Source organism: Gorillibacterium timonense (genome assembly GCF_001457415.1).
GTDB classification, from domain to species: Bacteria; Bacillota; Bacilli; order Paenibacillales; family NBRC-103111; genus Gorillibacterium; species Gorillibacterium timonense.
Window position 1 is genome coordinate 1,303,442 of the sequence record NZ_LN881724.1, and the last position, 18,473, is coordinate 1,321,914.

The following is an 18,473-nucleotide window of genomic DNA, read 5'->3' on the forward strand; positions in this document are numbered from 1 at the left end:
TCACATGAAAAAGGCCAACCGGAAACCGGCTGACCCGTCATGCAAACATACCTAGTGCGAAACACCAGTTAGAGGGACTCGTTTGAACTTCCCACAACTTAGCGTTATGTCTTGGCTGTTGGTGTTGATGGTGGAATGTGTGGATTGATTCGTTTGAACTTCACTCAAAGCTCGTCCCCAGCCGATTCAGTCCTTAATCGGATTATAGAAGGAAGACAAGCTCCCTTTACTCTTATGAACCCGGGCTTCCTATCTCAATCCACATCTGTAAGCTTATAGACGACTAACCCACGGTCGTTGGTTGACGCCCAGTAGACGCTACCGTCCCGGTATGTAACCGAATCGCCCATGTTGAGCCGCGCTCCGCGAATTTCCTTGGCGGGACTAATCACCGATCCGTCCGAGGAGACGATCATGTAAAAGGTCGTGAGATAGGTCAAGAGTTCGGGGTTCGCTTTGGTCGCCCCCATCTTCTCCCAGAGGATCAAGAAGCGGTCTCCGCCCAGAGCGGTCACTTTCGGATGCGCCGCATTTTCGAACGCCTTCTCTTTGTAATCAGTCAGCCAAACAACGCCCTTGTTCGAAGCCGTATAGTCCCATCCGTGAACGGACACATGGAACTCCTGAGTGTCTCCCTTGGATAGAACCGGCTCGCTGCCGTTCTCGAATTGCTTGGAGACGAGCTGCAGGAACAGGTTCCGCGATTCGTTGTGATGGCTGCCCGCCTTGCTGGCACTCATCGTCTTTTCCGAAGAGCCTACGAGCACGTAACCGTTGCTCGCCGAAGCGATTCCTCCGAGCTCGGAGAAGGTCAACTGATAAGCGGCGGTTCCATTCTTGAAGGAAAAGGGAGTGACGCTGTCCAGCTTGTTCAGGAGCCGATTGACCTTGGTCAGGGTGAATCCCCGGTCGTACACATCGCCGCGTTCTGCAAAAATCAGGTTGTCTCCGTCGAACAGAATATCCTGATCGAACGAATGACTGGAATAGGGAATCGGCAGGGTGACCTCCTGCATCGTTGCTGCGTTCACATATAAGGCCGTAGAGGATTGATGGTTCAATCCATCTCCAGACTGGAACATCACGCGACCGAAAAAGGCGACGACCAGTCCGTTCTGGCAGCGAAGCTTGGCATTCGCGAAGTTGAACGGTTCTTTGGTTCCCTTGGCGCTTTGCTTGCCCGCCTCAAAAGCGGTCTCCCCAAGCTTGGTCCCCTCTGGTGAATATTTGCTGATCTTCACGCTCGGCAGGGCGGATTCGTTTTCCTCCATCCTTTTGCCACAGAGGACATAGACATTCCCCTGCTCATCCAGCGTGAAGGAGCCGAAGAGCGGCATTTCCATCGCCAGGCTGAAGGAGGACAGTTTCCGCAAAGTGGAGTCGTAGGTATCAAGATGAAGCCGAGGCAGCTTGTCGCTATCCACCCATGCGACATGAACGGCTCCCGCAGCATCCACAACTGAAGCGACGGATGGCGTCAGGTTGCTGTAGGAGGAGAGAAAGTCTGATCCTCTGTCAATGGTGCTCAACAGGGAAGCGGGAGCTGCCATCCGAACGGTTTGGACATGCGCGATCGGATTGTACAGATAGACCGTGGAGTTCGCCGCATCCCATTCCAGCTCTACCCCAAGCAGCCCCGCCATCGCCCGCATTGGCAAATAAGTCGTACCGTTCGTGAGAATGGCAGGTAGCGAGGAAGCGGCCAGCTTGCCATCAATTTGGACCGACAGAGGGAGGAAGGAGACCGACAATTTCTTGGTTTCCCGATAATAGTAATCATACCAATCGTCTGACTCCGATAACGTCTTGTTCCCCGAGAGCGACAAGGTGGAGGTTTTGGCATCCCATGCAACGTTCTTGCCAAATGCTTCCGCTATCGAACGGACAGGCAGATAGGTGGTTCCTTGGTAGACAAAAGGAAGGCGGGCTGAATCGCTCAGCTTCAAAGCCTTCCCGTCAATCTGGATCGCAATGCCACCCTGCGTAACCGTAATTTCGGTGTTTGTGTAGGCGGCGGCACCGTACGAATAGGGTGCGGGAACGAGGAGCGTGATGGCGAGCAGCGCAAGCAGCAGGGGTTTCTTCTTGCTTTTATTCCTCGGCACGGTTCAGACTCGCCTCTATTTGGCTCATGTGGTGGTGGTCATGCGAAGCAAAATCCACGATGTATTCTTCGATATCAAAGCGGTGTCCAGCTTCGTCCAAGTACCCTTGCTCCGGCAGGAACAGCTCGTCCGGCAGGCGGTCGAGAAGGGTGAGAATACCCTCGCGGGCAGCGATCGCTTCCTCCAGCAGCTTTCGCGGCTCGGTTGTCGTGCCGTATGCAGCGGCTTTCTGGTTGAAATCGTTAAAGTCGGTGTTTTCCAGCGTGATGAGACCTTGCTCTACCGCCGGACGAACTGCCCGTTCCAGGAAATATTCGTCCCATTTTAAGAGATGAGCCACCGCTTCGGCAGCGGACCATTTGCCGGGTTCCAGGGGTTTTCTCCACTTGTCCTCGCTAACCTGCTTCCATTCTTCAGCTCGTCGGGGCCATACGTTCATCGTTTCAATCAATTCTTGTTTGGATTTATTCATTGATTATGCTGATCCTCCCATAGTTGATGTCGATTTGCTTCTTGGAACTATTCGCGCCGTCAACCAGAAATTCCTTGTTGTGAGGGGATGGAAATCGATCTGCCGGTTGCGGTAAGATAAGAGAACTGACTTTTTCACGAAAATTGAAAAAATGCGAGAGTGGAAGAGAAAGGGACAAACAGGAGCCGCTTCTGACGGTTTTTGCCGGAAAAATGATTCCTTGCCCACTCGTAACACAAAATGTTGTGAGGTATAATGGATTTTGTCACTACATCTGGAGGGGACCAACCGTTCGCTAGTTAGGATATCCTGTTTCGGAGCAAGTGGCGTTTTTTTGTGGAAGAAAAAGGCTGCCTCTGTCCATGGACAAGCAGCGCATGTATAGGAGGAGATTGTCGAATGAGCACGCTCACGCCAAATCGTTTGGAAGGACTCAGCGAGAAGATTTTTCTGGACCGTTACGCCCGCAAGGATGCGGACACGAATCATACGAAGCCCGGAGATGTCGTCCTGGTACTCACCAAGGATGATCCGAAATTTCCGGCAAAAGAAGTAGGCGAAGTCATCGAACGGACAGGCCGCGAGGTGAAAGTGCGCCTGCGGAATGGAGATGTCGTTCATTCGGATATCGATAAATTGACGCTCACCCTGGAGAAATCCCCCGAGGAGCTGTGGGATCGACTTGCTGCCGCGATGGCTTCCGTTGAAACCCCTGAGAAGCGAAAGGAATGGACCGAGAAGTTTCGCTACATCCTCGATGACTGGAAGCTTGTACCCGGTGGTCGGATCGCTGCGGGCGCAGGCGCCAGCGACGAGCTTACCCTGTTCAACTGCTACGTCATTCCGTCTCCCGCCGACAGCCGCGGTGGCATCATGGCAACCTTGAGTGAAATGACGGAGATTATGTCTCGCGGCGGCGGCGTGGGCATCAACCTGTCCTCGCTTCGTCCTCGTCGGGCAATCGTCAAGGGTGTGAACGGTTCATCCTCCGGCGCGGTATCCTGGGGCGGCCTGTTCAGCTATACGACCGGACTCATTGAGCAGGGCGGCAGCCGTCGAGGCGCGCTCATGCTGATGCTGAACGACTGGCATCCGGATCTGCTCGATTTCATCACGGTCAAGCAGACGATGGGTCAGGTGACGAACGCCAATCTGTCCGTATGCGTGAGCAACGGATTCATGAAAGCCGTGAAAGAGGACCTGGATTGGGATCTCGTCTTCCCGGACACTTCGGTCGAGGATTACAACGCGACCTGGGACGGCGACCTGGACAAGTGGCGCAAAGCCGGCAAGCCGGTCAAAGTCTACCGCACGGTCAAAGCGCGTGAGGTATGGCACACGATCATCGAATCGGCTTGGAAATCCGCCGAGCCCGGCGTCGTGTTCATGGAATACTACAACCAGATGTCGAACAGCTGGTACTTCAATCCGATCATCTGCACCAATCCATGCGGCGAGCAGGGGCTTCCGGCTTGGGGCGTCTGCAACCTGTCGGCGGTGAACCTGTCGAAGTTCTATGACGCCGATACGAAGGATGTCGCTTGGGACGAGCTCGGCAAGGTTGTTCGCTGGTCCACCCGATTCCTGGATAACGTCATTGACACAACTCCGTATCACTTTGAGGAAAACCGCATCAACCAGCAGGGCGAACGCCGCGTCGGTCTCGGCACGATGGGACTCGCCGAGCTGATGATCAAGCTGGAGATCCGCTATGGCAGCCCGGAATCCCTGGAATTCCTCGACAAGCTGTACGGCTTCATGGCGAAGGAAGCCTATCTGTCCTCTTCTGAAATCGCAGGGGAGAAGGGCTCGTTCAAGCATTTCGATACGGAGCTCTATCTGCAAAGCGGCTTCATGAAGAACCTGATCGAAGTTTACCCGGAAGTGGCGGAAGCGATCCGCGAGCAAGGCATGCGGAACGTGACGGTCATCACCCAGGCTCCAACCGGAAGCACGGGCACGATGGTCGGCACCTCGACCGGAATCGAACCGTATTTCGCCTTCGAATACTATCGTCAGAGCCGCCTCGGCTTCGACAAGCAATACGTTCCGATCGCTCAGGAATGGCTAGAGAAGCATCCCGGCAAAGAGCTACCAGAGCATTTCGTAACGGCCATGACGCTGTCCGCTGAGGATCACATCCGCGCTCAAGCGGCGATCCAGCGCTGGGTAGACAGCTCGATATCGAAGACGGCGAACGCTCCGAACGACTTCACAGTCGAAGACACGAAGAAGCTGTACGAGCTGGCCTTCGATCTCGGCTGCAAAGGCGTCACGATCTACCGCGACGGCAGCCGCAATGAGCAGGTCTTGTCCACCGAGAAGAAGGAGGACAAGAAGGAAGAAGCTGCGAAACCCGAAGCAGTGGAAGAGGCACATCCTGCTGCGCCTGTGAATGAAGCTGCTGCAGCCATCACCGATACCGCGATCACGGCGCTTGCTGCGTCTTCAAATTCAAACGGCGGGACCAAGGTCATCGACAAGGAATACAAGCGCCGCCCGCAAATTCTGAAGGGTGCGACGTATAAGATCAACACACCGTTCGGCATGGCTTACATCACGATCAACGACCTGAACGGTGCGCCGAGCGAAATCTTCCTGAACGTCGGCAAGGCCGGCTCTGACGTCTTCGCCATGGCGGAAGCGCTCGGCCGCGTGTGCTCGCTGTTCCTACGCTACGGCGACCATGGCAACAAAGTGAGCCTTTTGATCAAGCACCTGAAGGGCATCGGCGGCTCCGGCGCGATCGGCTTCGGCGCGAACCGCGTGGAGTCCATCGCCGACGCGGTCGCGAAGGCGCTGGAAATCCACATCAGCGATTCCGATTTGGCGGCTCCTGCTGCAGTGCATTTGTCGCACGGCTACGCCGTCAGCGCTGCACCTGCTGAGCCAGCTCCTGCAGCTGAACCCGCGGATTCGGCATCGGAGGAGGATGCGCATGCCGGACATGCACACGCAGGCACCTACGACGATGGCAACAAGGATATCTGCCCCGCCTGCGGTTCGATCTCGCTGATCAACACCGAGGGCTGCAAATCCTGCGTCAACTGCGGTTATAGCAAGTGCGGTTGAGGCAGCATTGTTGAATGCAGACGGAATGTGTTCATGGATATAAGGTGAGAATTGTTGCGCACAATGTGTGAAAAATTCGTCATCAATAATGAGAAAAACGATCGCATGCAAGAATATGTATAAATATTTACAAATGCATTTCGGCGCATAAATAATGCAAACAAAAAACAGCTTGAAGCGGCAACCATTGCCGCTTCAAGCTGTTTTTAATAGATGAAAAAGAGTAACGAATAGAATGCCGTCAGGTGGCAATTGATCTGGTGGCGGGTATCACTCAACTCTGCTTGTGTATTTGAAATTCGGGATATTCAATTCTGCAAACTCGATTAGAGCCTCGGCAAAAGGCTCTCTACCCATCAAATAGAAGCTTTGAATGATGTGCGTCATATTCGGGTCAAAGGTTCGGAGTTCAGTTATACATTCGATAAAAGCATAAGCGAGCGAGTGGTCCAGTCTGAATCACTTAAAATTCGGGACTTCAAAAAAGTTCGGTCCGCTTCGGAAATCTCCCCAGAATGATCGGTAATCTCCTTTAAAACCTCCAGCAAGGTAATAAAAACTTTCTTTTCAGAGTCAGACAGCCCCTTGTGATTTCGTGCTATATGCTCCAGTTGTGCGAGCTCAGCAATTTTGTTGTCATAAAAGAGTTGATACATTTGCCCCTCCAGAAGCGATAAAAGGAGAATGACCATGCACGTTTACTTTTCGAACAGACCCTTTCGGCAAATCGCGACGGCAACCATTTTCTCAACGATCGGGGACAAAATGTATGATCTGGCCATGCTGACTTTTGTCAGTACACTTCTTAACGCGCAGTTAGCAATTGGCCTCGTGACAGCATCTGAATTAATTCCGCAGCTATTCTCCTCGTACACGGGGGATCGCGCAGACCAAACGCACAAGGTAGCTAGAAATCTAATTTGGGCTGATCTCATCCGAGTCATCTTGTATTTCATCGTCGGCTTGTTATTTTGTTCAACCCTTGAGAAATGGATGGTGTTACTAGGCATCGTCCTATTGAATTTCCTCTCCGATTTCACAGGATCGTACGCATGTGGCTTGTGGCTGCCGCTTATCGTGAAAGTTACTGGACAAGAGGATTATCCTCAAGCCAGCGGCTTCAATCAGGGCATTTCCCAAATCGTCGGAATGATTTCCCAAATCGTAACCGCCTCCTTGCTGCTCGTTGTGTCCTACTCCTTTTTAGCCTGGACGAATGCTGCCAACTTTCTATTTTCTTGCTTGATTATGCTGAGTTTTTTAGAAGAAGCCCACAGTTCACAACAAAGGCTGTAACCGAAGTGCAGCAAGGGCATAAAGGAGACGGCTATTTCAAAAACCTGAAGGCGAGCTTTACAGTCTTAACAAAGGAAACCAAGCTTTTCGGCGTAATTCTTGCCATTATCGTGCTTAATGCCATGCTTTCGTCGCTCACACCCCTCATTCAAATGATCATTGTGTCGGCTAAAAAGGAGATGGTGATTTATTTCTATCCCTTCACAATAGCTGTACTTAGCACGGTAATTTCACTTTCACTGGCTGCTGGCGGACTGCTCGGAACGAAACTACTCAAGCACATGCATTTGCAGCAAGTAGTAATGATCTGCTTAGGGTTTACTACAATCTTTTACCCTGCGCTACTTCTAAAAAAGATACTGATCATTCTGCCGATGCTGGTGCCTGTTTGTTTCCTGGTCGGAGCGATCATACCCAAGCTATCCGGCTGGATCGTGTCCGTTGTAGAAGGGAACAGGCTGGCAACGACGATTGGTATCATAAATACACTTTTGGTAGGCCTCGCACCGCTAACCACCTTTTTATTCGTGACGCTATCCGCTGCGGTCTCTCCAAATTTGACCATAGCGATTTTATTCGTCAGCTCCCTGGCCTTGATGACCTATCAAATCAAGAGCAGGCGAGTCGATAAAAGCGAGCAGTATGTGAATCTCCGGTAGTGTGAGGATTACTGACGAATGGTAAGGGTGGCATTATAAAGAAAGGCGGAAAAGAACCTGCTTCGAATGCTCAAGCGCAGGTTCTTTCGTATGCAATCCATTTATTTATGAGAAATTGACTCGGGTTGATGATTCCCGCTAGGACGATGGCGGATACGAGGAATCCGGCATGGTAACCACTAAACTATTAGCAATTGTCGGATGCGACCCTTGTTTGACCATTGGTTAACGGTTTGCAGTCAGTCTACGGGAATCCATTTAATCGTATCCTGTCCATTCGTCTCATGCGCCAAATTATACAGTACGGTTCCATCACTAGCGTAGGCCGTGCCTCGTAATTCCGAATCTTTAATCATCCCGTTCCAAGTGCCGGTACCATCCCATTTTCCTGTCTCATCCCAGAAGAAAACCGATATTGGAGAATCAACATTCTGCCGCTGCATCTTGCCCTCTTTACCAAGCTCCATATAAGCTACACGCGCGTCATTAACCGCTACAGCAAATAGGATGTATAACGATTTATTAATTGAATTGGCATAGCCCCCTCTTGTAATCAACTGTACCCCTGAGTTTGGGTCCGCGATAGTTCGGTTTGGCCATTTATAACTATACGTCCAGAAAGGGAAATGATAAATCACATCAATATCGCGGTACAGCCCATCATCATCATAGATATATAATATGCGTTCCTTGCCCATAGGTACTGTGGCCAGCAATCGCGCATTCTTATCAATGACATTGCCGGCATGCGCAGCGCTTATAGGGTCAAAACGGTTACCATCCGCATACATCAGGGATACAGAAATCATGCAGCCAAGGAGAAGTCCGATACAAAGCCTCCAATACCATTTTGCTCTGCGAATCCTTTTGGCAAGAGAGAGATAACCGCCTGCGTTATCTGATTTAGGTGGAGACTTGAATTGGATATCGGTAGCTTTCTTCACTTCGTCATAATAGCGGCAGCATTCGTCACATTCATTCAAATGTTCGTCAACAATCTTTGAACTATAATCACTGGTTGCTTTGTCATGGTATAACGGCAATAAATCTTTAATCAGATCGCAATCATATTTCATATCCATACTCCTCCCGAAGCTTATTCTGCAACTTACACTTGCCACGCATGAAAATAACTTTTGCTGAGCTTTCGTTTATTTTAAGCAGGGCACTTATTTGTGCATAGGTGAGTTCTGAAAATATGCGGTAAATCAAAACATCCCTCGTTGTGTCATCGAGCTGTATAATCACTTTTATTGCGTGGTCAATCAATTCTTTTGTTTCATAATCAGTAGCAACGGAATCGAAAGCAAGCGCCGCGTGATCAACATATTCTTCATGAGAAACCAGTCTAACTTTCTTATCTTTACGAATTGTATTGAAATAGATATTTTTAGCTATTTGACACAGCCAGGTTTTTATCTGACATTCTCCTCTATACCTGTGAAAAGATATCATAGCTTGATAGAAAGTTTCTTGCATCATTTCCTCAGCAAGCTGCCGCTGATATCCCGTAAGCCGAAAAAGGAAGCGGAAAACGTCTTGCCTATATTCGTCATATAAACATTCAAATTGGCTCATACGTTTCCTCCTTTTCCTGCACTTGCCAATAATCAAAGATGTTCCGATGGTTCTAACGTGTTAACGTATATGTATGAGACATGTCTTGTTCTCTCCTGCATAGGGTCGTTGGTGGTACTTTTTTTTTCGCGGAGATCAAATGGGTCTCTTTTTTACATTTCATGGAACCTGTTTTGAGCAAATACAACTTTTATTGTTCTATATACTGAGTAACAAAAATCCTACTAAAGTTACAACCCCACATAAATCATTAGTATCCTAAAACCATAATACTTGATAATTCAACTTTCGCAGCAAGAAATCGGCAGACATGCCTTGATCGAGCTGGGCAAAGCCGAGTTGAGCTTCACAATTGGTTATGGTTGTGAAGTGGGAAATTTATTCTTATTTGGACATTGGACACAAACGAGCATTCTATGACAGGATAAATAGAAGCCTTCATGCTACCCTAACTCTCAGGAGGGTGTGGAACCTATGGATTGGATCCAGAGCATTCAACATGCATTGAACTATATCGAGAATCACTTATTAGACGAAGAATTAGACAACAACAGCGTCGCAAAACATTCCTACTCGTCAAACGCAAATTTTCAACGCACATTCAGCATCGTTACAGGGGTGACGATTGCGGATTACATCCGTTGCCGCAGATTGACGCTGGCAGGCGAAGAATTAGCGAAAACTGATTCAAAGGTCATAGATGCTGCGTTGAAATACCGGTATGATTCACCGGAAAGTTTCTCCAAAGCATTTGCTCGGTTCCACGGCATTACACCGTCTGAAGCAAAACGCAGTTCGAACAATCTGAAATGCTTTGCCCCCATCTTTCTAAGAATCGAAGTACGAGGAGGCCTTAATATGAACACAAAAATGATTCCGCACATTCCCCGAGTTTTTTTCAATAGGGGCGGGGAGAACTACCATTTCAACAGTGCGGCACGGTATGTCATGGATTGCATTGGCGAAATGAAATTTGCGGATTATTCGCTGATTGCCGGTATAACGGGTGACAGTTTCGTTCAATTCTATTCCCTAAAGAGCTTTAAAGGTGACAGCGCATCCGATTATTATTTAGGATTACGTAAACTCCCAAGTGTTTTTGATAAGTTAGGTTACACCGCCGAATCCATATCCATTCGTGAACTTCAATCAGAGAAAGAAAAATGTATAAAAAGGATTACGGCAAGCATCGACAAGGGGGTGCCTGTTATCTTATATCACGGTGGCCCTCCAGGAGTTATTGTTGGTTATGAAGGTGATGGCGCTACACTCCTGTATTTGCGCGAAAACATGACAGAGCCGAAACAGTTGGTTCTTGATGACAAATGTTTTGAAAATGAAGATTATGACACAAAGGGATGGGTAGTGACAGGCAATAAAAACCGCGAGGTGCCGCTAAAACAAATCTACCGTGAAGCTGTCATCCAGTTGCCCAAATTGCTAACCCTGAGAACGGATGATTATGTATTCGGCGCAGAAGCGTTTCGTATGTGGGCAAATGACATTGAAGATGGTAAATTTGACAAAGTAAACGTGGATTTTTTCACCTATGAAGTCTATGTTTTGAATTTGGCGACCAACAGCGGAGGGAGTCAAGAGTTTCTTGATAAAGCCCAAGAACTGAACCCGGATTTCACATTCTTGGAGGACGTGCGTAAGCAGTATCGAATGATGAACTATTTGTGGAATGGCGGTCATTGGATAAAGGATGTTCACTCGCCCGAAGAACGCGAAGAAATGAAACAAGTATATGGTGATGATAATCTTGAAGCGCTTGGTGGTGCTTTTGGTTGTAAAAATGAAACCTTACAAGATAAAGAAAAACGCGACCTCATCGTCAAACAAATACGCAGATTTGCAGATTGCATGGGTGAAGTTGTGCGGATTTTAAATGACAATTTGAAGGAACATTAAAAACCAAGGAGCCAAGCGGTCTATCTTCGCTTGACTCCTTGATTTCTCTCGTTCTTTGGTTGACTATTTACTGCTCCACAACGATACACGATCCTTGACATACTTGGTGAAGCCTTGCTCCATTTTCTTTACTCCGGCTTTATCCAATTCAGCCATGTACGCATCCCAGATCTTATCGAAATCAGCTGGTTTTGCCAAAATCGCTTCAGGAATGCGTTTCCAAGTAATGTCCTTCATCTTGTTCCCCAAAATCATGACTTCATCCTCGCCAGGAATGGTAATGTTCCATGCGGCGCCATAGGCTTTTTCCGAGAATTCCTCTTCCTTCGGGAACAGGTCTTTCCAGGTGGTGGATTTGTATGCCGTCAAGGTTTCTTTTTCAGCATCGCTGTATCCGAGCACCAGTTGCTCCGGGAAATTCTTGGTATAGTAATTACCCGTAGAATCCTTCGCACCGTCGCCGTAGTGAACCATCACATTCCAATAGAAGCCGATCCCGGATTCTTTGGTAAATGCGGTGTTGTCGTTATTGATTCGTTCCTGCACTTCCGCGGGAACAACGCGTTTGCCGTTCTCCACTACATAGTGTTTGCCTTCGACTCCCCAGTTGTTCAAAATTTGTCCTTCGTCGGAAGCGAGGAAATCAAGGAACTTGATCGTCCGGATAGGATCGGGATTCTTGGACGAGATTGAAATACCATATCCACCCATAAAGCCAGTCGGCCAAAAACTCGTTTCTTTAAAATCCTTCGATAAGGTTACCGGATAGTGACCATACGTTTGATCGAATTTTCCCGCTGTTTTCAAAGCTTGCTGAGCATCATTATAATCCCAGTCCTGATCGATAAGCCCAAGCACACGTCCCGTGGCGACTTTCGCTTTATACTGATCGTACTTTTGCACGAAGCTCTCTTTATCCAAGAGGCCAATATCATTCATGTGGTTCAACCAGCGGAAATACTCTTTCTCTTCCGGACGGCGGAAATGATAAATCGCTTCATGCGTCTTCTGATCAATGTAATATTCCCCGTCATCCGATCCGCCCGTTGTGGCAACAGCTGGATTGGTGACAGAAATATACATGTGCCAATCATCCGCATTAAGGGAAAGCCCGATGTTTTTATTGCCATTCTCATCGGTAGGATGCTTTTCCAAGTAAGCTTTGATTGCGTTTTCATAATCTGTCAGCGTACGAATTTCCGGATAGCCCGCTTCTTTGACTACACGATGCTGCAGTTCAAATCCACCGCCAGCGACAAATTTCTTCTCATCGACTGCCGACCATGTTGGGATCGCATAGATGGACTGGTCTTCATTGGTATATTTAGCACGAGCAAGATTATCGCCGAGCACTCGTTTTATGTTGGGGGCATACTTGTCGATCAAGTCAGTCAGATCAATTACCGCTCCGGCATCCACCAGTTTTCCAATATCCCCTTTTGCCGAGATGATGTCCGGGTAATCCCCGCCAGCAGCGATAAGGGCAATTTTTTGCTGTGGATCGCCGACAGCGAATTCGGCATCAAGCGTAACACCCGTCTTCTCCGTAATGACTTTGCTGATATCATCCTGCATGTTGTTCCAGTTCGGATTCGGATCTTCCGCAAAGAAGGTAAGCTTCAGCGGACTTAGATCTTCGGATTTCGTAGCTGCCGTGGTCGGCTTTGGGCTATCGGTGTTGGATCCTGTGTTGTCTGCTGTGCTCTTGGAGCTTCCTGAGCAGCCTGCCAGCATACTGATCAGCAGCGTCATGGCCATTACCATCGCATACGAGTTGGTTTTCTTTCTCGACATGGATAAAATTCCTCCCTTTTATGATGAAAGCGATATTGTACAAACAGGCAGAGCCTGAACGTACCAAAGGTGGACTAGCTTTTCACGGAACCGAGTGTCATGCCCTTGACGAAGTAGCGCTGTAAAAAGGGGTAGACGACCAAGATAGGAACCGTGACGACGATGGTGATTGCCATTTTGATTGATTCCGGGGAAATTTGAGCCATAACCTCCGTCATGTTGCGTCCGCGGAAATTATCCGCGTTGGTCGTTGTGCTTTGAATAACCTTCATTAGCTCAAACTGCAAGGTGGTCAAGTGTTGCTTGGATCCGTTATAGAGATAGGTATCGATCCAAGAGTTCCACTGACCGACAGCCAAGAACAAGGCGATGGTTGCAAGCGCGGGTTTTGTCAACGGGAGGATGACTCTCCAGAAAATCGTAAAGTCATTGGCCCCATCCAGTTTGGCGGATTCTTGTAGCGCATAAGGGAGACCATCGATAAAAGAGCGGATAACGAATACATTGAATGCACTTACGAGAGAAGGGAGGACGTATACAGAGAATGTTCCGATCATGTTTAAATTTTTGACTAGAATGTAGAAGGGAATCAAACCTCCCGAGACGTACATCGTCAAGGCGAGAAAGGTAGAGATGAACTTGCGTGCTTGATAATCAGTTCGACTCAAGGTGAAGGCCAGCATGGATGCGCTGATCAACCCGAGCAGGGTGCCGATCAAAGTACGCAGGACAGATATTTTAAAGCCCGTCAGCAGCCCGGAGTATGCAAATATGGTTTCATAGTTTTTCAGCGTGAACATACGAGGGAATACGGTTATCCCGCCTTTTATGCTGTCCGTGGAGTCGTTGAAAGAGATCGCGAGTACGTTGAGGAAGGGATACAGGGTGGCAATCGTCACGACGGTAATTACCAGATAGACAGCCAAATCGAAGATGCGGTCTGACCAGCTCGTGGCGGCCAGTCTTTTCATTTTCATAAAAGAGGCCTCCTAAATAATACTTTCCTTCGTGATTTTTTTGAAAATACCATTGGTTAAAAAGAGCAAGATAACACTAACCACAGAATTGAAGATATTGATAGCTGTCCCGAACGAGAACCGTCCCATACCCAAACCGTAATTAAGGGCATATAGATCCAGGGTTTGGGAGTAATCACGCACCAGGTTGTTCCCAAGAAGAAACTGCTTTTCAAATCCGATGCTGATTAAATGCCCCATGGACATAATAAGCAGAATAATAATCGTCGTTCGAATACCTGGTAAAGTGATATGCCACACTTGCTTCAATCGGCTGGCTCCATCCACTTTTGCCGCTTCATACAGCTCTGGACCGATACCCGCTATCGCTGCAAGGTAAATAATCGCATTCCAGCCTGTCTCCTTCCATACATCGGAAGCTGTGACAATACCCCAGAACAAGTGGCCTTTCGCCATGAATTGAATGGGTTCATGGATGAGATGAAGAGAGAGCAGGAGATCATTAACTGCTCCGTTGTCGGTAGAAAGCATTTTTGTAATAATGCCAGCGGCAACAACCCAGGACACGAAGTGAGGAAGATAAGAAACCGTCTGCACAAACCGTTTTAACACCTGGATCCGCAGCTCATTCAAAAGAACGGCGAAGATGATGGGAATGGTAAATCCGGCGATCAAACCCATGAAGCTCATAGCCAACGTGTTCCGTAGTGCTTGATAGAATTGCTCATCATGAAATAGCTCTCTGAAATACTGCAGCCCTACCCAGGTCTGATCAAAAAAGGGTTTGCCCGCCTTATATTTTTGAAATGCCATGGTCCATCCCCAAAGGGGCAAATAGTTGAACACAAAAGCCCAGAGAACAAATGGAATGGACATCATGTAAAGGTATTTCTGCTGTAGGAATTTGGCCCAAAAGTGGGATTGCGGTTTCTTAAGCTCCGCTTGTTTTATGTCGGTAATCGCTTTCATTTTGATTCCCCCTTCGATAGTAATAATCATAGTATCCGTAGAGAGCAGGAAACACCTGAACATTTTCGAAGGAAAACAGGGAAAAACCTGTCATTTTTCGTAAGCGCTTTCTGAAAAAACGATATCTATTCATCTCGATTTTTTCTACGGTAATCGGAGGGAGAAATACCTTCAAACTTCTTGAATTTATCACGGAAATAATCGACGTCACTGAAACCGACTTCATTGGCGGCTTGATGAATCTTGTATCCCTGATCAAGCAACTCCTTAGCTTTTTCAATGCGAACTCTATCCAAATAGCTGTTGAAGGAGTGACCCATGTTGTTCTTGAAAAGCTTGCCTAGATAGGCGCTGCTGTAGGCAAACACATCCGCAAGCGTTTCGAGTTTCAAATTTTCGCTATAACGACGATGAATAAGATCCACCATCCGTTTCATTAGAACATCCATATTGTCACGAACAATGACGCTGCTGTATTGCTCCAGTAGAGATACCATATAACGCTGAAGGCTTAATAGAGAGGTGTGTCTGTAGATATGCTGGATTTGTTCATCCATACGGGTATGAAAGAACTCAGTCTCTCTGTAATGAGGGGAAAGCTTGTTGAGGAGGAATGTAACGATACGCACAAATCGTGATTTCACGGCCATCTCGGAATAACGAGCGCCGATCATCAGTTCGCCGGCTTCTTGGATCAATCGTTGGATGACACCCTTGCTTCCGGTATCCATAGCAAAATACAATCGTTCCACGACAGAATCAAGCTTTCTCTCCAATTCTTCTATTCCAACTTGATTCTCCAGCTTAAGTCTAACGGAATCGGGTCCAATCATGCCGGTGTCGTCATAGAAGAAATGATCTCTCATTCGTGTCAAAGCTGTTTGATGCGATAGTGGAATTTCCTCCAAGGTTTCGACCATATCACCTGCAGTGATCATACAGGCCAGGCCGTGAGCGGTAACCGTTTCACGTATTGATTGCACCAGCGCTTTTCGTTCCAGCTCTTTCTGAAATGAGAACTGAATCAGAACTCCTACATAGGAGTCAATTGAGAAAACGATACCCCATTCATGTTCTTCGAAGCTCGTTGCAAGCTCTGTCTTCACGGCTGTGGAAGGCCCATTATCCGTTTGGTCCTGAAGAAGCAGTCGAATCAATATGATTTGGTAGGTATCTCCCCTTATCCCCGCCTCTACGAATAACCTTTGCGCAACGGGCATAGCTGCCCGGTCATTCTCCAACAGCAGCGATTGAACCAACATTTCACGACTCCAGCCTTTGACGGCGGCATGCTTTTGGCGATCTAATGTTCTTGCGTCCAACCTGGCACATATATTAACTAAGCATTGATGCAATTCGCCTTCATCTACGGGTTTAAGCAGGTAGTTATGAATCCCATATGCCATAGCGGATTTGGCATAGCTAAAGTCGGCGTAGCCACTGAGGATAATGATAGACAGCTGTGAGTCCAATTCTCGCAGTTCCCGAATTAACTCAAGTCCGCTTTGTCCAGGCATCCGGATGTCAATGATCATCAAGTCAGGGGAATAGAGTTTATATTTATAGTGAGCTTCTATAGCATTGGCTGCCGTCTCTGGAACCCGAAATCCAAGGGAGGCCCAATCAAGTAAAGTGGTCAGCCCTTCGCGGATCCCTAGTTCATCATCAACAATCAATACACTGTACATATCAATCTCCCCTTATTGGAATCTCGAAGCTGACTTGAGTTCCGTACCCGTATTGACTTGCAATGGTCAGCCCATATTCTGGACCATACGTTAGCTGGAGTCGCATATGAATGTTCCTCAGACCGATATGAGGGGATTCATCATCATCCTTATTCGCCAATAGTTGTTGGATTTCGTCCATTCGCGTTTTTTTGATGCCGACTCCGTTATCGTATACCTGCACAAAAAGCAGCTTATGCTCGATGCGGATGTCTACCCGGACCACTCCCCCATCAATCTGGTTCTCCAGCCCATGAATGACGCAGTTTTCAATAAGCGGCTGAATGATGAGAGGAGGAACGAGAATTGGATTAGCCAGCGGGTCAACCTGCAACTCATAAGCAAGCCTATCGTCATACCGGAATTTTTGAATCATGAGATAGCATTCAACCGTCTCCAGCTCGCTTTGCAGGCTGATCAAACTGTTTCCGACCTCCAGGTTTTTGCGCATCATTTTTCCAAGCAGGCGGACGACTTGCGATATATCGGACTGGCCCCGCACATGAGCTTTCATTCGGATGGCTTCTAAGGCGTTAAACAAGAAATGGGGGTTTATCTGGTTCGCCATCATTTTAAATTTGATTTCGTTTTGCTTCGCCTCAATCGCATTTTTTTGCCGGTTGGTTTCCTGTACCTCGCTCATCAGGCTGTTAATGTTCCGCACCATGTTGTTGAATTGTCTGGCAAGGTGGCCGATTTCATCTTTTCCGTCAATCACGATCGTTGCCGCTAAATTACCGGAGGCGACTTTGGTGAAATGCTTGCTTAATAAGAGAATTCGTCCGGTAAGCAGCCGCGAAAAAAAGGTGATGAGCAGAATAGCCAAAATGAAAGCGGACAGGATGACAGTGAAGGCCATGAACATGATCCGGTTAGGTTCTTGGACAGTACTAGCAACTGAAAAGATGGAAATAATGCGAAGACTGTTAAGACTTCCGCCGGGATACCAGTTGTCAATCATCATTTTAAAAGGCTTACCATCAATGGTTACATTGAAAAGACCTTGTTTGGAAGCGATCGTATCTGGCTTCCAATTAATCTCATTCAGTGATTTTCCCAGAATATTGCTAAAGTTCGAGGCGACAATATGATCACTCTCGTCCACAATGATGGTCTCAAAGGTCTCCTGGTTCAGAATCGTGTTAAGCTTATTCGTATTTAAATTGATAACAAGTACACCGGTTGTTCTCTGTTTTGCAAAATCTACTCTGCGGATCAGGCTTAGATAGTAGCGATCGTTGCGGCTATCCTGTAGGTATTTCCAGGCAACCTGATTCTTTTGAGCCATAGCGGTTTGATACCACGGCTCTTGTGTGAGCTGCTCATCGATCTGAATAAATTCCCAATTGTTTATAATTGTTGGATTGTTTATATACAATCGGATACTTGAGATCTCTTTGTTGTAAAGAGATACAAACTCTCGAAAATCGGGATAATCCCAGTATCCCTTCACAACATCGTAGACAGATTCATATTGGTGATTGGCAGCTTCCTCAAGACGGCTGTCGTTGGATAGACGGTATGCAATGTCTAGAGGAATGTTTAGCATTTCACCCGTTCGCTTCTTAACACGGTCAACATTGGCTGTAATTTGCTTCAATGTGTTGTCCATAGCCATCTCATGAAGTTCCCTTGTCAGAAACATTCCAACAAGTAGAACAGGGATCAAGGCTGCGCAGGCAAATGAAACAAAAAGCTTTGTTCGAAGCTTTAAATTGTTAATCCAGTTGATGATACGAGACCACATAGAAATGACAACCTCCATCATCGGATACAACATTAATAAATCACGGTTATGTGAAACGAAATCCGCAGCTCAAGCTTTTCAATAGGATTGGTCGAATCAATGGGGGGTCTTGTTGAAGTGTTGTCTGACTGCAGCATTAAGGAACAGGCAGACAACACGGTAT

General features: G+C 47.6%; 14 protein-coding genes. 4 read left to right on the top strand and 10 right to left on the bottom strand.

Going from position 1 to position 18,473, the window contains the following annotated elements; translation table 11 throughout:
* Positions 1-254 precede the first annotated feature (254 nt).
* Positions 255-2,105: a copper amine oxidase N-terminal domain-containing protein gene (locus tag BN2684_RS18455; protein WP_058303591.1), complete on the bottom strand. Its 1,851-nt coding sequence runs from the start codon at positions 2,103-2,105 to the stop codon at positions 255-257.
* A complete protein-coding gene (locus BN2684_RS18460; RefSeq protein WP_058303592.1) occupies positions 2,092-2,577 on the bottom strand; it encodes a DinB family protein in 486 nt (161 codons plus the stop codon). The genes BN2684_RS18455 and BN2684_RS18460 overlap by 14 nt, the downstream gene beginning before the upstream one ends.
* A 399-nt stretch (positions 2,578-2,976) precedes the next feature.
* On the opposite strand from BN2684_RS18460, the gene BN2684_RS18465 reads away from it, so the two are divergent.
* Positions 2,977-5,649: an adenosylcobalamin-dependent ribonucleoside-diphosphate reductase gene (locus BN2684_RS18465; protein ID WP_058303593.1), complete on the top strand. Its 2,673-nt coding sequence runs from the start codon at positions 2,977-2,979 to the stop codon at positions 5,647-5,649.
* Positions 5,650-6,062: 413 nt separating this feature from the next.
* Here BN2684_RS18465 and BN2684_RS18470 read toward each other — a convergent pair whose 3' ends face one another.
* Positions 6,063-6,305, bottom strand: a complete 243-nt coding sequence (locus BN2684_RS18470; RefSeq protein WP_148450013.1) for a hypothetical protein — start codon at positions 6,303-6,305, stop codon at positions 6,063-6,065.
* A 34-nt stretch (positions 6,306-6,339) separates the two neighbouring features.
* Here BN2684_RS18470 and BN2684_RS18475 point away from each other — a divergent pair, with 34 nt between their 5' ends.
* Together BN2684_RS18475 and BN2684_RS18480 are read left to right on the top strand one after the other, a co-directional pair.
* The gene (locus BN2684_RS18475; protein WP_058303595.1) at positions 6,340-6,945 is read left to right on the top strand and encodes an MFS transporter; all 606 of its coding nucleotides are present in this window, start codon (positions 6,340-6,342) and stop codon (positions 6,943-6,945) included.
* Between the two features lie 5 nt (positions 6,946-6,950).
* A complete protein-coding gene (locus tag BN2684_RS18480) occupies positions 6,951-7,604 on the top strand; it encodes a hypothetical protein (RefSeq protein WP_058303596.1) in 654 nt (217 codons plus the stop codon).
* Positions 7,605-7,843: 239 nt separating this feature from the next.
* On the opposite strand, the gene BN2684_RS18485 is transcribed toward BN2684_RS18480, so the two are convergent.
* Both BN2684_RS18485 and BN2684_RS18490 read right to left on the bottom strand, forming a co-directional pair.
* Positions 7,844-8,680 carry a zf-HC2 domain-containing protein gene (locus BN2684_RS18485; protein WP_058303597.1) on the bottom strand — a complete coding sequence of 279 codons (837 nt, stop codon included), beginning with the start codon at positions 8,678-8,680 and terminating at the stop codon, positions 7,844-7,846.
* Complete coding sequence (locus BN2684_RS18490) at positions 8,670-9,182, bottom strand: RNA polymerase sigma factor (protein ID WP_058303598.1); 513 nt, start codon at positions 9,180-9,182, stop codon at positions 8,670-8,672. Before BN2684_RS18490 ends, BN2684_RS18485 begins: the two co-directional genes overlap by 11 nt.
* Before the next feature lie 474 nt (positions 9,183-9,656).
* On the opposite strand from BN2684_RS18490, the gene BN2684_RS18495 reads away from it, so the two are divergent.
* Positions 9,657-11,096, top strand: a complete 1,440-nt coding sequence (locus BN2684_RS18495) for a helix-turn-helix domain-containing protein (protein WP_058303599.1) — start codon at positions 9,657-9,659, stop codon at positions 11,094-11,096.
* 63 nt (positions 11,097-11,159) lie between these two features.
* On the opposite strand, the gene BN2684_RS18500 is transcribed toward BN2684_RS18495, so the two are convergent.
* The 5 genes from BN2684_RS18500 to BN2684_RS18520 form a co-directional block, all read right to left on the bottom strand.
* The gene (locus BN2684_RS18500) at positions 11,160-12,890 is read right to left on the bottom strand and encodes an ABC transporter substrate-binding protein (RefSeq protein WP_058303600.1); all 1,731 of its coding nucleotides are present in this window, start codon (positions 12,888-12,890) and stop codon (positions 11,160-11,162) included.
* A gap of 74 nt (positions 12,891-12,964) precedes the next feature.
* Positions 12,965-13,867 carry a carbohydrate ABC transporter permease gene (locus tag BN2684_RS18505; RefSeq protein WP_058303601.1) on the bottom strand — a complete coding sequence of 301 codons (903 nt, stop codon included), beginning with the start codon at positions 13,865-13,867 and terminating at the stop codon, positions 12,965-12,967.
* A 12-nt stretch (positions 13,868-13,879) separates the two neighbouring features.
* On the bottom strand, positions 13,880-14,836 hold the full coding sequence (locus BN2684_RS18510) for an ABC transporter permease (protein ID WP_058303602.1): 957 nt from the start codon (positions 14,834-14,836) through the stop codon (positions 13,880-13,882).
* Between the two features lie 125 nt (positions 14,837-14,961).
* A complete protein-coding gene (locus BN2684_RS18515; protein ID WP_058303603.1) occupies positions 14,962-16,524 on the bottom strand; it encodes a response regulator in 1,563 nt (520 codons plus the stop codon).
* A gap of 1 nt (position 16,525) precedes the next feature.
* On the bottom strand, positions 16,526-18,310 hold the full coding sequence (locus BN2684_RS18520; RefSeq protein WP_058303604.1) for a sensor histidine kinase: 1,785 nt from the start codon (positions 18,308-18,310) through the stop codon (positions 16,526-16,528).
* Positions 18,311-18,473 lie beyond the last annotated feature (163 nt).

What these genes read in the sequence shown, in the direction of transcription:
- BN2684_RS18460 (WP_058303592.1), bottom strand. Translation starts at nt 2,577, where the DNA reads ATGAATAAATCCAAACAAGAATTGATTGAAACGATGAACGTATGGCCC.
- BN2684_RS18465 (WP_058303593.1), top strand. Translation starts at nt 2,977, where the DNA reads ATGAGCACGCTCACGCCAAATCGTTTGGAAGGACTCAGCGAGAAGATT.
- BN2684_RS18470 (WP_148450013.1), bottom strand. Translation starts at nt 6,305, where the DNA reads ATGTATCAACTCTTTTATGACAACAAAATTGCTGAGCTCGCACAACTG.
- BN2684_RS18475 (WP_058303595.1), top strand. Translation starts at nt 6,340, where the DNA reads ATGCACGTTTACTTTTCGAACAGACCCTTTCGGCAAATCGCGACGGCA.
- BN2684_RS18485 (WP_058303597.1), bottom strand. Translation starts at nt 8,680, where the DNA reads ATGAAATATGATTGCGATCTGATTAAAGATTTATTGCCGTTATACCAT.
- BN2684_RS18490 (WP_058303598.1), bottom strand. Translation starts at nt 9,182, where the DNA reads ATGAGCCAATTTGAATGTTTATATGACGAATATAGGCAAGACGTTTTC.
- BN2684_RS18495 (WP_058303599.1), top strand. Translation starts at nt 9,657, where the DNA reads ATGGATTGGATCCAGAGCATTCAACATGCATTGAACTATATCGAGAAT.
- BN2684_RS18500 (WP_058303600.1), bottom strand. Translation starts at nt 12,890, where the DNA reads ATGTCGAGAAAGAAAACCAACTCGTATGCGATGGTAATGGCCATGACG.
- BN2684_RS18505 (WP_058303601.1), bottom strand. Translation starts at nt 13,867, where the DNA reads ATGAAAATGAAAAGACTGGCCGCCACGAGCTGGTCAGACCGCATCTTC.
- BN2684_RS18510 (WP_058303602.1), bottom strand. Translation starts at nt 14,836, where the DNA reads ATGAAAGCGATTACCGACATAAAACAAGCGGAGCTTAAGAAACCGCAA.
- BN2684_RS18515 (WP_058303603.1), bottom strand. Translation starts at nt 16,524, where the DNA reads ATGTACAGTGTATTGATTGTTGATGATGAACTAGGGATCCGCGAAGGG.
- BN2684_RS18520 (WP_058303604.1), bottom strand. Translation starts at nt 18,310, where the DNA reads ATGTGGTCTCGTATCATCAACTGGATTAACAATTTAAAGCTTCGAACA.